Below are 14,988 nucleotides of genomic sequence, written 5' to 3'. Positions count from 1 at the left end.
TGCTGCATCAAATATTTTTTGACGCATCGATTCTGTCCTGCTATGTTCGCGTCCAACGTAAAACTTTGGTAGTGAACGGTAATGAAGATTCCGTGCATTAAGACCTTCAAAGTGAAGACGTAAAGCAGCCCTTCAACGAGCGACTGCCTTTCCTGGCAACGCGTACGCGCTAATTGACAAAGCGCCATGATGCGAATGTTCCAGGGACATCTTGTATGAGGCCGTTCGATGCACGAAAAGATCGATTCATGTAATTAGGCATCCTAATTCCATAGGAACGCCGTTTATTTATTTCAAATTCATTTCACTCAGAAGTTGAATAAATAAATTTGAAATAAATAAACGGGCGGACGGAATGGTTGTGATCGCCAGATGACGAATCAGGAACGCGGGGCAACGCTATTTAAAGGCCGGCGAATCTCCGCGCATACAAAAAGGTGAGGCCTTGCGACGACAGAGGGGTGTTATGAAACCAACGGCTTTGGGATCGGCAATACGCAGCATCGTATGGGCTGAAGTCGCGTTGACGGCGGCTTTGGGTACCTCCGCTTACGCGCAGACAACGCCTGTCGACGGGAACGTCGCCGCCGAGCAAGCCGGCAGCACGACCGCCGCCGCACCCGCTCCGGCGTCGGGCACCGCCGCGGGCGGGCAGGCCGTGAAAAAGCTCGACAAGTTCGAAGTGACGGGCTCGCTGATCCGTACATCCGACAAGGTCGGTCACACCGAAGTGCAGGTCATCACCGCGAAGGAAATCCAGCAAAGCGGATACACGACGGTTGCCGATTTCCTGCGTTCGACCTCTGCCAATTCCGCAAGCAGCTGGGGCCAGACGACGATGAACAGTTCGGCCCCCGGCGGCGCCGGTATGGCGTTGCGCGGGCTCAGCGAGAAATACACGCTCGTGCTCGTCGATGGCCAGCGCGTCGCGAACTATGCGCAGTCGGTGAACTTCACCGACACGTTCTTCGATGTCAACGCGATCCCGTTGAACATGGTGGAGCGCGTCGAGATCGTCAAGACCGGCGCGGTGTCCGTCTACGGCTCGGACGCGATCGCGGGCGTCGTCAACATCATTACGAAGAAGAACTTTCAGGGCCTGCAGATCGACGGCCAACTCGGCAAGGCGCAGCATCCGGGCGACGGGCAGGGCAACTTCAGTGTACTGGCCGGCTTCGGCGACCTGAATTCGGATCGCTTCAACGTCACCGCGGCCGCCAGCTATTACCGCGATTCGGGCTCGACGCTCGGCGATCGCGACATGACGTCGGCGCAAGACTTCACGCAATATCCCGGCGGGCTGGCAGCGCCGCTCGGGCCGAACCAGCAATCGTACTGGTCGTTGGCGGACGGCTCCAGGGTGCCGCTTTCGCCGTGCCCGCCGGGCAGCAAGACGAGCGCGACCAATTGCACGTACAACCCGGCCGCGTCGACATCGCTCGTTCCATCCACGACGCGCCTGAACGCGAAGGTGCGCGCCACCTTCAAGATCGACGACAACACGCAGGCCTATGCGGGCTTCTGGGTGAGCCGCGATGAAACCGTCCAGTTGCAGGGACCGGCCTCGATCTCGAGCACGACGAACGTCTACAACCCTTCGACCGGGTCCGTTTCGCCGCTGCCGCGCACCGTACCGGTGAGCAACCCCTATAACCCGTTCGGCGTGCCGACGGCGATCAACCTGACCTTCCCGGGCAACGTCGTGGGGGCGGACACGGTATCGACGTTCTGGATGGCGAACACGGGCGTCAAAGGTTCGTTCGACACGGGCAGATTCGGCGCGTGGGACTGGTCGGCCGATTACGGCCACTCGCAGAGCACCGTCGATACGACGTATCGCAACCGGATCAACGTCGCGGGCCTCGAGAACATGCTCGCGAACGGCACCTACAACTTCTCGAACCCGGCCGCCACGCCAAACGGCCTGAACGGCGTTTTCACGGACGACGATCAGCAGGCCATCTCGAAGGTCGACAGCGTGACAGCGAAGGCCTCGACGTCGAATCTCTTCACGCTGCCCGGGGGCCCGGTCGGTCTGGGCCTGGGCACCGAGTTCCGTCACGAATCGTCGACGATCAACCCGCAGACGCTCGCGTCGCAGGGCGTATCCGCACCCGCGAACGTGCAGACGGTGGAGGGTTCGCGCAACGTCGCCGCCGCGTTCTACCAGGTCGACATTCCGATCCTGCGCAACCTGACGTTCACGCAGGCGGGCCGCTACGATCACTACAGCGACTTCGGTGGGGCGTTTTCGCCGAGTTTTGCGCTGCGTTTCCAGCCGGTGCAAATGCTGACGACGTATGCATCGTACAGTCGCGGCTTCCGCGCGCCGACCCTCGTCGAAAACTCGCAGGCCGTCTATCTCTCTCACCAGAACCTCGTCGATCCGAATGATCCGAGCGGTGTGCCGACGAAGCACTTCACGACGGAGCAAGTCGCGGGTAATCCGAATCTTCAGCCCGAGCACACGAAGAACTACAATATCGGCTTCCAGCTTTCGCCCGATGCGATGACCGATATCGGCGCGGCGTTCTACAAGGTCCGCATCGACGGCGTCATCGGCACCGACGATCCGAACGCGGTGCTCGTCGCCAACGATCCCTCCCGCGTCGTGCGCAACGCCGACGGGTCGGTGCGTTACCTCGTTCAGCATTTCGTGAACCTCGGTGCGCTCGACACTGATGGCTTCGATCTCAATTTCCGCAAAGCGCTGCGCACCAAGTACGGCACGTTCACGCTCGCAGGCGACTGGACTTATGTGTGGCACTTCAAGCTACACAGCCCCGGAACCGCACCGCAGGACTTCGCCGGCAACAACCTTGCGCTGCTGCAGCCGTTCGGCGCGAGCAACCCGCGCTGGAAGGGCAATACGAGCGTGAGCTGGGACTACCGGCAACTGACCACCACGCTGACCTGGCAATACACGGGGCCGTATACGAACGCCGTGGCCGCGGAATTCGGCGACGGCGGTACGGGATCGGTGGCGTCGTACAGCCAGTTCAACCTCATGTTCAACTATCGCGGCTTCAAGCATTGGACGATTTACGGCGGCATCACGAACCTCTTCGACAAGAAGCCGCCGTTCGACGTCGAGTGGCAAGCCGTGCCCGACATCACTGGCTATGACCAGTCGCTCTACACGAACCTTGGTCGTTTCTTCCAGGTCGGGGCGACGTACCGGTTCTGACAGGGAGGAAGCCGCCAGGCGGCAACCGGTCCCGGTGCGCGGCCCGCGCCGGGACGACGAAGCATGAGCTGGACCGGCAGCCGGCCTCAGTCAAGGTCAAGTGCAGAGGTGCAAGGTTTGAACGCGAGGACGCTTGGCCAGCAGCCCCTCGTGCCGTCGATTTTTTGTATTTGACATAATCATAATTATCGACAGTTTATGTTGTAGTAGCTAGATTGAAATGTCCGCTTTTCGACCCGTCGCAAGCTATCCAGCGTCGCTACTCGTCGCATCCAATCACGCGACCGACCTCGGGCCGATCCCAACTCGCGACCAAGCGCCCGGCATCGTCTTCATGCGCTCGGTTTCGTCGTGATCAGGCGACGCCACACGGACGCAGGATGAAGTCGCCATCCATTCCCACGCGAACGTGAGGATTTCCGCCGGCATCGTCCGGCGCGTGTGGCGACCCGAGCGAATATGACGTCCGCCGACGCTCACCATCCGGCCGATATCCAGCCAATAAACGCAACCTCACACGACTGCCTGTCCGATTCCCGCAAGTATCCGGAGGCCGATATTGGCCGTTTTATTGACCTTGTCGCAAACGTGTACAGTGAACGTGCCCCGGAAAACAACGGCGATCGTTCGATGTCGCGCCCCGGGTTTCCCCGCATACGCAAAGAAGATTCGCCATGCCCAATGCTTCCTTGCCGATTGAGCCGACCCTGCTCCGTCGATACCGCTATTTCGAATCGGTCGATATCGACGACACGCGTGAACGGATCGCCGCGGTGCTGCAGCCGCATCGACTCATCCCTGGCAGCTCGCGTGGCGGCTATTCCGCGTACATGGACTACGTGCGGATCGACAGCGTCGGGTTCGGCACGATCGGTTACGACGTCGCGATGGGCGTCGATGCCGGGGAAATCGAGGATTACTATCTCGCGATCCTCAGCCTCGGCGGCTATGCGGACGTGAGCGTCGGCGGCCGGCGCGTGATCATCGGGCCGGCGCAGGGCGTCATCGTCAGCCCGGCCAGCCATTTCGGCGGCACGTTCTCCCGCGACTGCGAGCAGTTCTTCGTGCGCGTCGACAAGCGCGCGATCCTGGCTCACACCGGCTACGACCATCTGCAGATCGAGCCGGTGCTCGATCTCTCCCGCTCCGAACTCTTGCCGTGGCTGATGCAGTTGCGCGTCATGGCGTCGTCGCCGGAGACGGTCGCGCTCGCGCAGCGCGACCGCCGTATCGCACTCGAATTCGAGCGGCTCGTGATCTCGCTCCTGCTCGCCGGGCAGCCGCATCACTGCCAGACGCGGCCCGGCGGAACGGCGCTCGTGCCGCGCACGGTCAAGCGCGCGGAAGCCTATATCGACGAGCACGCGTGCGAGCCGATCACGCTGGCCGATATCGCGCTGGCGGCCGACGTGCCGGTGCGTACGCTGCTCGACGGGTTCCAGCGTTTCTCGCGCGGCAGCCCGATGCAGCTGGTCCGCGAACGGCGTCTCGAACGCGCACGCGACCGATTGCTGCAAGGCCGCGAAAGTGACCGCGTGGCCGACGTGGCGCTCCGTTGCGGCTTCGCGAATCTGGGCCGCTTCGCCGCCCTGTACCGCGAAACGTTTCGGGAATCGCCGTCGGATACGTTGCGGCGCGCGCGCCAGTCCGCTGGCTGAGCGGAAATTCTGCGCGCGCCGGACAGGCGCTGCGCTCGCCGGATATTCGCGGCACATTCGCCCGCATACAGTGGCCTCCTCTGAATTCAACGGAGCCGCTGGATGTCCCCGCTCAGAATTCGCGTCGAGCGCATCGATGCGCTGACGCCCGCAATCCGCCGATTGCATCTCGTCGCCGCCGACGGCGGCCCGCTGCCCGGGTTCACGGCCGGCGCGCATATCGGCGTGCACGTGCCCCTCTCCCCTCGTTCGCAACGGCGTGCATATTCGCTCGTGAACGCCGGCGGGCGCGCCGATTCGATCGACCGTTACGAAATCGCGGTGCTGCACGCAGCGGCCGGCAGCGGCGGTTCGCAGTGGATGCACGCCTGTGCGCCCGGCGACGAATTCGACATCGATCCGCCCCGGAACGATTTTCCGCTCGTCGCGCACGCACGCCGGCACTTGCTCGTGGCCGGCGGCATCGGCATCACGCCGATTCTCGCGATGGCGCGCGAACTGGCGAGCAGCGGGCGGCCGTTCACGCTGCACTACGCCGCGCGCGATGCCGTGTCGATGGCCTATCGCGACGAGGTTGCCGCGCTACCGGGTGCGACATGCTGGTTCGACGACGGCGAACCGTCGCGCGGCCTGCCGCTGGCCGACGCGATCGGCGCGCCCGAGCGCGGCACGCATCTGTACGTGTGCGGGCCCGCCGGGCTCATCGAGGCGACGCTCGCGGCCGCGCGGCATCTTGGCTGGCGCGACGACGCGCTGCACTGCGAACGCTTTGCCGCGCCGGTCGCGACGGCGGAAAACGCCACGGTCGAAGTGCGTCTCGCCGGCTCGGGGCACGTGCTGAACGTGCCGCCCGGCACGTCGATTCTCGACGCGATGATCGAAGCCGGCCTCGATCCGCTCTACGACTGCCGGCGCGGCGATTGCGGCGTGTGCGCGGTGCGCTTGCTCGACGGCGATCCCGATCACCGCGACATCTGCCTGAGCGACGACGACCACGCGAGCGGCGCGTTCTGTCCATGCGTGTCGCGCGCGCACGGCGCGCATCTCGTGCTGGATCTTTGACCCTTCCCATCGAGGAAACCCCATGAGCGTTACCAACGAGACGCTGGCCGGGCTGGTGCGCCCCGACAGCGTGCACAAGCGCCTCTATACCGATCCCGCGATCTTCGCGCTGGAAATGGAACGGATCTACGGTCGTGCGTGGATCTACGTCGGCCACGAGAGCCAGGTCAAGACGGCCGGCGACTATCACACGACGCGTATCGGCGACCAGGACGTGGTGATGGTGCGTGCATCCGACGGCACGATCCACGTGATCTACAACCGGTGTCCGCACAAGGGCGCGAAAGTCGTACCCGACGGCGACGGCTCGGTCGGGAAATTCTTCCGGTGTCCGTATCATGCCTGGACCTTCAGGCACGACGGCACGCACCTGTCGGCGCCGCTGCGCAACGGCCTGCAGAACACCTGCTTCGACCCGAAGCATCCGGATTTCTCGATGCGCCGCGTCGCGCGCGTGGACAGCTATCGCGGCTTCGTGTTCGCGAGCCAGAGCGACGACGGCCCGGATCTGCGGACCTTCCTGAATGGCGTCGTGTCGTCGATCGACAATCTGTGCGACCGTTCCCCGGTCGGCGAGGTCGAGGTCACGGGGGGCGTGTTCCGCGTCCTGCAGCGCTCGAACTGGAAAGTGTTCTACGAGAACCTGCACGACACGATGCATGCGCCGGTCACGCATGAATCGTCGGTGATGTCGGCCCGCGCGCAGGCCGAGGAAATGGGCGCGATGCCGTTCGAGCTGCTCATCATGGACGGCAACGGCGAGCCGTACGAATTCTGGGAAAAACTGGAACTGCGCGCCTACGCATACGGCCACGGCTACATGGAAGGGATTTTCGATCCGGCGGCGGCCGAACGCGATTCGGTGTCGAACGCGCATTTCGCGGTGCTCGCGCAGGCTTATGGCGACGAACGCGCACGCCGGATTCTCGGGATGAATCGCCACAACACCGTGATCTACGGCAGCGGTTCCCCGCATACGGTGTTTCAGCAGTTCCGCGTGATTCGTCCGATCGCGGTGGACCGGACACTGGTTGAAATCCAGCTGTTTCGCCTGAAAGGTGCACCCGACGCGGTGTTCGATCGCGCATTGACCTACGCGAACGTGATCAATTCGCCGTCGTCGAACGTGATGCCGGACGACGTCGAAGTCTACGCACGCTGCCAGGAAGGCAATCAGACCCGCGGCGGCGAGTGGGTGAGCATGCATCGCTACGCGGGCACGGATCGCGCGACGGACGACGGCTTCGTGTCGATCAACGGCACCAGCGAATTGCCGATGCGCAACCAGTTCGCCGCGTGGAAACGCTTCATGGTCGACGAGGCCGCCCCACCCGCGCGCACGCGCGCAGGAGACGCCTGATGCTGCACGATCCGGCTTTCGACCTGTCGACCGTCGCGGTCGACGCCCCTGCCCTCGCCGCCGACGCGGCGCTGCACGCGCAGGCGGCACAGTTTCTGTTTCGCGAGGCGCGGCTGCTCGATACGCGCGCATTCGACGCATGGCTCGACCTGTGGACACCCGACGGCATGTACTGGCTGCCGCACGAGCCGGGCCAGACCAGCCCGCGCGACCATATCTCGCTCTTCTGGGAGGATGCGACGCTGCGCGAAGTGCGCGCGGCCCGCGTGACGAACCGGCGCAACTGGTCGCAGCAGCCGTCGACGCGCACCGCGCGCATCGTCGGCAACGTGATCGTCGACGGCCGCGATGCGGCCGGCCGGCTGGTGGTCCACTCGACGCTGATCGTCAACGAATGGCGCATCGGGCAGCGCACGCTCGCCGGGCTCGTCACGCACAAGCTCGATACGCGCGGCCCGGACTGGAAGATCTATCTGAAGCGCGTCGATCTCATCAACTCGACCGATGCGCTCGCGAACCTGGAGGTATTCGTGTGAACGCCGCATCGCCGCCGATACCGCTTGCGCGCACCGCCGTGATCGCGCTGCATTACCAGAACGACGTGCTCGATCCGCGCGGCAAGATTCGCGTCGGCTTCGACGCGGACCGGCCCGACCGCGCGGCGGTGCTCGACGCGGCCCGCGCGCTGCTGGCCGGCGCGCGCGGGCTCGGCTTGCCGATCGCGCATGTCCGCATCGCCTTCCGCGAGGATTACGCGGACTTGCCGCGCAATGCACCGATTTTCGTGCGCACGGCCGAGCTCGGCGCGCTACGCGACGGCAGCTGGGGCGCGCAGTTTTACCCGACGCTCGAACCCGATCCGGCGCGCGCGCTCGACCATGTCATCCATCACCAGTGCACGAGCGGCTTCATCGGTACGCCGCTGGAACGGATCCTCGCGGCGCACGACGTGCGTCACCTGATCGTTGCCGGCGTCGCCACGCACTCGACCGTAGAAATGACCGTGCGCCATGCCGCCGATCTCGGCTATCGCGTGACCGTCGCGGCCGACGCCTGCGCGTGCGCGGATCGTCGGCAGCACGATGCATCGCTCGAGTCGATGCGCTTGATCGCGGGTATTTCCAGCGTGGCGGAGCTGTTCGGCCACGCGTCGCACACGGAGGGCACATGAACGTCTCGCACGCTTCCGAAGCGTCCTCGCAGACGAGCCCGGCTGGCACGCGCGCACGCCTCGCGGGCAAGGTCGCGATCGTCACCGGCGCGACGCAGGGGCTCGGCGCCGACATCGCGCGCGCCCTCGCGAACGAAGGCGCCGGCGTGCTGATCGCGGGGCTCGATGACGCGGCCGGCCACGCGCTGGCCGCCTCGATCGGCACATCGGCGCGCTTCGCACACACCGACGTCACCGACGACGCGCGACTCGACAGCACGATCGCGACTGCCCTCGCCGCGTTCGGCGGTCTCGACATCGTCGTGAACAATGCGTGCAGCTACGACGATGCAGGCCTCGCGTCGACGCGCGAACAATGGTCGCGCCTGCTCGACGTCAATCTCGTGTCGGCGGCGATCCTCGCGCAGAAGGCCGCGCCGCATCTGCGGCGCGGTGGCGTGATCGTCAACCTCGGCAGCGTCGGCGGCAAGTTCGGCGCGGCCGGCCGCGCGCTGTATCCGGCGTCGAAGGCCGCGCTGCTGCAACTGACACGCAATCTCGCCGTGGAGCTGGCGCCGCATGGCCTGCGGGCGGTCAGCGTGTCGCCCGCCTGGACGTGGTCGCCGTCGCTGGAGCGGCTCGCGGGTGGGTCGGTCGACGTCGCGGACCGCGTCGGCCGGCCGCTGCATGCGCTCGGCCGCGTCGGTCGCGGCGACGAGATCGGGCGAGTCGTCGCGTTTCTCTGTTCGGACGATGCCGCGTGGATCACCGGGATCGACGTACCGGTCGACGGCGGTTTTTCGATCCTCGGGCCGGATCAGGGCCGCTCGCCGCGCGAATGGTTCGAACGGCGCGCAGCGCAGTAGCGAACCGTTCGGCTCGCATTCCTTCCCCCTCTTCCATCGGGACTTCAACCATGAAGAAGCACATCAGAATCGAACGGGGCGACACGGCGTTCGACGCCTATCTCGCGCTGCCGGAAGCGGGCCACGGCCCGGTCATCGTCTTGCTGCAGGAAATCTTCGGCGTGAACGCCGAGATGCGCAAAGTGGCGGATCTCTATGCGGCCGAGGGCTACGTCGTCATCGCGCCGGACCTGTTCCACCCGTTCGGTCCGAACATCGAACTTGGTTACGGGGACGCCGACCATGCCAAGGCTTTCGACTATTACACGCGCCTCGACGTGGCCCGCGCCGTCGACGATATCCGTGCGACCATCGCCCATGCGCGCACGCTGCCCGAATCGACCGGCAAGGTCGGCGTGCTCGGCTTCTGTCTCGGCGGCAAGCTCGCGTGGCTCGCCGCGGCGCAGGGCGACGTCGATTGCGCGGTCGGCTATTACGGTGTCGGCATCGAGCAGTCGCTCGAACTGGCCGAGCGCATCACGTGCCCGCTCGCACTGCATTTCGGCGCCGACGATCCGCTCAATCCGCCCGCGACCGTGACGGCGATCCGCGCGGCGCTGGACGGCAAGCCGAACCTGAAGCTTTACGCGTACGACGGTGCCGGCCATGCCTTCAGCCGTAGCGGGCCGACCTTCGTCAAGGCGGCCGCGATGTCCGCGCACACACGCAGTCTTGCGGTGTTTCGCAAGGTGCTCGGCCCCGACTACGATCTGGGCGCGCTCGCCGATCATCACTTCCATCTGGAATTCGCCGCGCGCGATCCCGAGGAGACGATGCGGACCATGGTGCCCGAACCGTACGTGAATCACGTGCCGACCATGACGGGCGGCACCGGGTACACGGAACTGAAGCGCTTCTACACGCATCACTTCATCCACGGCAACCCGGCCGACATGGCGATGGCGCCGATCTCGCGCGTGGTCGGCGTCGATCGCATGGTGGACGAGTTCATCCTGACGTTTACGCACGACCGGGAGATCGACTGGCTGCTGCCCGGCGTCGCGCCGACCGGCAAGCGCGTGGAGATTCCGATGGTCGTCGTCGTCGAATTCCGCGGGCCGAAGCTCTACAACGAGCACATCTACTGGGACCAGGCGAGCGTGCTCGTGCAGCTCGGGCTGCTCGATCCGCACGGGTTGCCGGTCGGGGGCGTCGACGTCGCGCGCAAGCTGCGCGACGAAACGTTGCTGTCGAATACGCTGATGGTGCGCTGGCGCGAGAGCGAACCGGCGCGATAGCGGCGCCTGTCGGCCACGACGCGGCCTCCTTCGCCGGTGGTGACGCTGCCATCGGCGGTTTTCGTGACCGGCAGCGGCGCGTTTTCGAATCGGCCAGTTTGGAAACTGAATCGAGCTATTGTGATAAGAAAAGTTATCCTGATAGCACCATCATATGCTCCAACTACGTGTTCCTCGATAAAAGGATCGGCGCGTTAAACCACCGGAAAACCGGTTCCGTCGATGCGTTCCCACCACGCGTCGATATTCGCGCGTAGCGCGTCGACGCGCTCGCGCGAACACAACGTCGAGCGCCGCTTTGCCGGGCAGCAGACGCAACAGGCAGCCGTCCGCTGACGGGTACCGGCCATCCGCCATCGGCTTACGCGGCAACAGCCGCAGACCTTCGATTCACCTGCCCTGCCGCGAACCGGTCGAAGCGTCCGCCGAACCCGTCCGGCTGCGACCTGGCCACCTACGCCGCCGACGATCCACTTTTCCGAATCAGCACGTCGGGCGTCAACGCGCTGCATTGCCCGACGCCCAGCATCGCCATGTTCCGGTCCACTTCGTCGCGCAGCAGACCGATCGCATGCAGCACACCGGCTTCCCCGGCCACGGCCGCCGCGTAATTGAACGGCCGCCCGACGAACACCATGCGCGCGCCCATCGCAACCGCTTTCAGCACATCCGACCCGCGACGAAACCCGCTGTCGATCATCACCGGATAATCCGCTCCGAGCGCCCGCACCACGTCGGGCAGGATCCGCATCGGCGACACCGCGCCGTCCAGCTGGCGGCCGCCGTGGTTCGACAGGATGATGCCGTCGGCGCCGATGTCGCGCGCGATCACGGCATCGTCCACGCTGAGAATGCCCTTGATCACCAGTTCGCCCTTCCATTCCTGCCGGATCCGTTTCAGGTGGCCCCAGTCGAGATGGTCGCGCGCGGAGAAATCCCGCAGCACGGTCGACGACAGGATCGGCGCGCCGCGTGTCGCAAACGAGTTTTCGAAATGCGGCATGCCGTGCGCGAGCAGCGTCCGGGCGAAGGTGCCCGCGAGCCAGCGCGGCCGCGTGATGCCGTCCCAGAACAGGCGCGGCCCGGGGCGCAGCGGCGTGGTGAAGCCGGTCCGCACGTTGTTCTCGCGATTGGCGGACACGGGAATGTCGACCGTGATCACCAGCGTCCGGTAGCCGGCGCGCGCGACGCGTTCGAGCAACGCGGCAATACGATCGGGATCGCCGGGCAGGTACGCCTGGAACCAGGTACCCGGCGCGGCGGCCGCCACCTCTTCCAGCGGGATCAGCGACGAGCCGCTCATGATCGACGCGATGCCCGCGCGCTGCGCGGCCCGCGCCAAGACGACGTCGCCGCGATAGGTCGACAGCGCATGGATACCCATCGGCGCGATGCCGAACGGCGACGCATAGCGCCGTCCGAACAGCTCGACCGTCTGTTGCCGTTGCGAAACGTTGCGCAGCACACGCGTCGCGAATCCGTACTCGTCGAACACGGCGCGGTTGTCGTCGCGCGTGCGGTTGTCCTCCGCCGCGCCGCTGACATAGCCGAAGATCGGGCGCGGCAGCACGCGCCGCGCCGCCGCCTCGAAATCGTGGAGGCTCAGCATGTTGCGCAGCACGCGCGGCGGTCGCGTATCTGCCAGCGGACGGCTGGCTGCGGGACGGGATGAGGCGGACGGGGTCATTTCTGCGGCCTGTTGTCGAATCGATGCGGGAATTTTAGGGTCGCGCGAGGCGCTTAAAAAGCGATAATCTTCCAAGGAATTTGTTCGATAAAAGCGAAAGACCATGGCGACTCCGACTCTCAAGCAACTCGACGCGTTTTACTGGGCGGCGACCTGCGCCAACTTCTCGACCGCCGCGCAACGGCTCCATCTGTCGGTGTCGTCGTTGTCCAAGCGCATCAACGAACTCGAACAGGTGGTCGAGCGCACGCTGTTCGACCGCAGCGGCCATCGCGCCGTGCTGACCGACGACGGCGAGGCGTTGCTGCCCGCCGTGGTGCGGGTGCTCGAGTCCGTCGCCGCGTTGCAGGAATCCGTCGCGCGGGACGAAGGGTTGAGCGGCCGGCTGCGCTTCGGCGTCGGCGAGTTGTCGGCGCTCACGTGGCTGCCGCGCTTCGTCGCGGCGGTCCAGAAGCTGCATCCGAAGCTGGCGCTCGAGCCGTATGTCGACGTGGGCGCGGCGCTGGAGGAGAAAGTCGACGCCGGCGAGCTGGATTTCGCGGTGATCGCCGGCCGTTCGTCGCGCGGCAGCGTGATGTCGCAGCCGGTGGCGGAAGCGCGGTTCGCGTGGATGGCGGCCGAGACGCTGGTCGGCAGCGAACGCGATCTGACGCCGGCGCTGATCGCCCGTCATGCGCTGGTACTGCTGCCGTCCGGTTCGGGCGTGACGCGCATTCTCGACGACTGGCTGCTGGCATGCGGGATCAATCATGCGCGCCGGATCGCGTGCAACAACTGGAGCGCGGTGGCCGGGATGTTGAGTGAAGGCGTCGGCATCGGCTTCCTGCCGGTCGACTGGGCGCGTGCGCGCCTGGGCGGCGATCTCGTCGAACTGACGAGCGAGCCGCCGCTGACGCCGCTTCAGTATGCGTTCCAGTGGCGTCGCGGCGACGTGCGCGGGTTGATACCGTCGATGCTGTCGCTGGTGCGGCAGTATGCGGATTTCCGCTGATGCGCGATTGGCCGCCGCGCGTCACGCGCGGGCGGCCGGGAACGGGCGCGTGGCCGTCAGGCTTCGTCGATGCGCGAGACGCGCTTCGGGTCGGGCATCCACAGGTAGCAGAGCAACGACACGAGCACGCATCCCGACACGTAGTAGAAGAACCACGCTTCGTGTCCGATGCTCTTCATCCATAGCGCGACATACTCGGCCGTGCCGCCGAACAGCGAGACGGTGATCGCGTAAGGCAGCCCCACGCCCAGCGCACGCACGCCGACCGGGAACAGCTCGGCCTTGGCCACCGCGCTGACCGACGAATACAGGCTGACGATCAGCAGCGCGCCGATGATCAGCGCCAGCGCGCTGCCGGTCGTCTGGACCCCGCGCAGCGCCTGGAAAATCGGCACCGTGCACAGCGTGCCGAGGATGCCGAACGCGATCAGCAGCGGACGACGGCCGATGCGATCGGACAGGCTGCCGAAGATCGGCTGCATCGCGACGAACGCAAGCAGGCTGAGCACGGAGACCATCGACGCGTCGGCCTTGCTCATCCCCGCGCTGTTGACGAGGAACTTCTGCATGTACGTCGTGTACGCATAGAAGGCCACCGTGCCGCCGAGCGTCAGGCCGGCGACGATCAGGCATTCGCGCTTGTGGCGAAACAGGTCGGCGAGCGACGCGTGGCGACGCTTGCTCTGGCGATGCTGCTCGAACGAGGCCGTTTCCTTCATGTTGCTGCGCAGGAAGATCGCGCTGCAGGCGAGCAGCGATCCGAGCAGGAACGGGATGCGCCATCCCCAGCTTTCGAGCTGCGCGGTGGTCAGGAAAAACTGCTGCAGCACCACGAGGACGCCCATCGCGAGCAACTGGCCGAGCGACAGCGTCGCGAACAGGAAGCTCGAATAGAAACCGCGGCTGGATGGGGCGGCCATCTCGCTCAGATAGGTCGCCGAACTGGCGTACTCGCCGCCGAGGCTCAGCCCTTGCAGCAGCCGCGCCATGACCAGCAGCACGGGCGCGGCGATGCCGATGGTGTCGTAGCCGGGTGTCAGCCCGATGATCAGCGAGCCGATACACATGGCCAGCACCGACACGAGCAGCGCGGCCTTGCGCCCCTTGCGATCCGCGTACATGCCGACGAGCCACCCGCCGATCGGACGCATGATGAAACCGACGGCAAAGATGGCCGCCGTGTTCAGCAATTGCACGGTCAGGTTGCCGTTCGGAAAGAACGCCTTCGCGAAGTACAGCGAAAACGCCGAATAGACGTACCAGTCGTAATACTCGATGAGGTTGCCTACCGATCCGCTGAAGATGGACCGCAGGTTCGCGAGGGTTCCGGTCGGCCGGGAATCCGTGGCCGTTGCAAGAGGGCTGGCGCGCGACACGTAATGTCTCCGTTTCGAATGTGCTCGTTGTCCGTGCGAGCGCTGGCCGTGGGTGGGCCGCTCGCGATCGGGTCCGGCAAGGTTAGAAGAGACGGTGCGTTGTAGAAAGCGAAATAATGACAAGGAGCCTGTTCGCTTTCTGGAAACGTCGATCGGCGGGCTACCCTGCTCTCCCGCTGCCTTTCCGGAATCGGGCGCCGTTCGTCGATGCCCGGCCATCGATGCCGAATCGCCGGAAAGCCTTGTCCCGCAAGGCACTACACGATCCGGATACATTGAAATACAAAATATCGCATGCGATTTAATCGAATACGCTTGACGTGGGTGGCCGTCACGCGGAAACTGCGTCGCATGCGATCGAATCGCATCTGAGA

Annotated in this window: 11 protein-coding genes; 9 read left to right on the top strand and 2 right to left on the bottom strand. The window is 65.2% G+C overall.

The window, feature by feature from the left end:
• Positions 1 to 466: 466 nt before the first annotated feature.
• The 8 genes from DFS13_RS09160 (at position 467) to DFS13_RS09115 (ending at position 10,560) form a co-directional block, all read left to right on the top strand.
• Positions 467 to 3,187 (top strand): TonB-dependent siderophore receptor, encoded by a 2,721-nt coding sequence (locus DFS13_RS09160; RefSeq protein WP_109341341.1) that lies wholly within the window; start codon positions 467 to 469, stop codon positions 3,185 to 3,187.
• A gap of 674 nt (positions 3,188 to 3,861) precedes the next feature.
• Entirely contained in the window at positions 3,862 to 4,845 is a 984-nt protein-coding gene (gene andR, locus DFS13_RS09145; protein WP_058901483.1) for an anthranilate 1,2-dioxygenase regulatory protein AndR, read from the top strand.
• Between the two features lie 102 nt (positions 4,846 to 4,947).
• The gene (locus DFS13_RS09140) at positions 4,948 to 5,907 is read left to right on the top strand and encodes a PDR/VanB family oxidoreductase (RefSeq protein ID WP_034201751.1); all 960 of its coding nucleotides are present in this window, start codon (positions 4,948 to 4,950) and stop codon (positions 5,905 to 5,907) included.
• Between the two features lie 22 nt (positions 5,908 to 5,929).
• On the top strand, positions 5,930 to 7,267 hold the full coding sequence (locus DFS13_RS09135) for an aromatic ring-hydroxylating dioxygenase subunit alpha (RefSeq protein WP_048986521.1): 1,338 nt from the start codon (positions 5,930 to 5,932) through the stop codon (positions 7,265 to 7,267).
• Complete coding sequence (locus tag DFS13_RS09130) at positions 7,267 to 7,803, top strand: aromatic-ring-hydroxylating dioxygenase subunit beta (RefSeq protein ID WP_006497237.1); 537 nt, start codon at positions 7,267 to 7,269, stop codon at positions 7,801 to 7,803. Before DFS13_RS09135 ends, DFS13_RS09130 begins: the two co-directional genes overlap by 1 nt.
• Positions 7,800 to 8,438 carry a cysteine hydrolase family protein gene (locus tag DFS13_RS09125; RefSeq protein WP_111441661.1) on the top strand — a complete coding sequence of 213 codons (639 nt, stop codon included), beginning with the start codon at positions 7,800 to 7,802 and terminating at the stop codon, positions 8,436 to 8,438. The genes DFS13_RS09130 and DFS13_RS09125 overlap by 4 nt, the downstream gene beginning before the upstream one ends.
• The gene (locus DFS13_RS09120; RefSeq protein WP_006497239.1) at positions 8,435 to 9,283 is read left to right on the top strand and encodes an SDR family oxidoreductase; all 849 of its coding nucleotides are present in this window, start codon (positions 8,435 to 8,437) and stop codon (positions 9,281 to 9,283) included. The genes DFS13_RS09125 and DFS13_RS09120 overlap by 4 nt, the downstream gene beginning before the upstream one ends.
• Positions 9,284 to 9,333: 50 nt before the next feature.
• The gene (locus DFS13_RS09115) at positions 9,334 to 10,560 is read left to right on the top strand and encodes a dienelactone hydrolase family protein (protein ID WP_111441660.1); all 1,227 of its coding nucleotides are present in this window, start codon (positions 9,334 to 9,336) and stop codon (positions 10,558 to 10,560) included.
• 454 nt (positions 10,561 to 11,014) lie between these two features.
• On the opposite strand, the gene DFS13_RS09110 is transcribed toward DFS13_RS09115, so the two are convergent.
• The gene (locus DFS13_RS09110) at positions 11,015 to 12,352 is read right to left on the bottom strand and encodes an alpha-hydroxy acid oxidase (RefSeq protein ID WP_006497242.1); all 1,338 of its coding nucleotides are present in this window, start codon (positions 12,350 to 12,352) and stop codon (positions 11,015 to 11,017) included.
• On the opposite strand from DFS13_RS09110, the gene DFS13_RS09105 reads away from it, so the two are divergent.
• Positions 12,351 to 13,238: a LysR family transcriptional regulator gene (locus DFS13_RS09105; protein ID WP_006482261.1), complete on the top strand. Its 888-nt coding sequence runs from the start codon at positions 12,351 to 12,353 to the stop codon at positions 13,236 to 13,238. The two genes, DFS13_RS09110 and DFS13_RS09105, sit on opposite strands and share 2 nt — an antisense overlap.
• 56 nt (positions 13,239 to 13,294) lie before the next feature.
• Here the strand turns inward: DFS13_RS09105 and DFS13_RS09100 are convergent, their stop codons facing one another.
• Entirely contained in the window at positions 13,295 to 14,614 is a 1,320-nt protein-coding gene (locus DFS13_RS09100) for an MFS transporter (protein WP_006482260.1), read from the bottom strand.
• Between the last annotated feature and the right edge of the window lie 374 nt (positions 14,615 to 14,988).

The organism is Burkholderia sp. 28_3 (assembly GCF_003253915.1).
Taxonomy (GTDB): domain Bacteria; phylum Pseudomonadota; class Gammaproteobacteria; order Burkholderiales; family Burkholderiaceae; genus Burkholderia; species Burkholderia cenocepacia.
The sequence above is the reverse complement of the archived record's forward strand: the minus strand, read 5'-3'. Positions and strand labels throughout refer to the sequence as shown.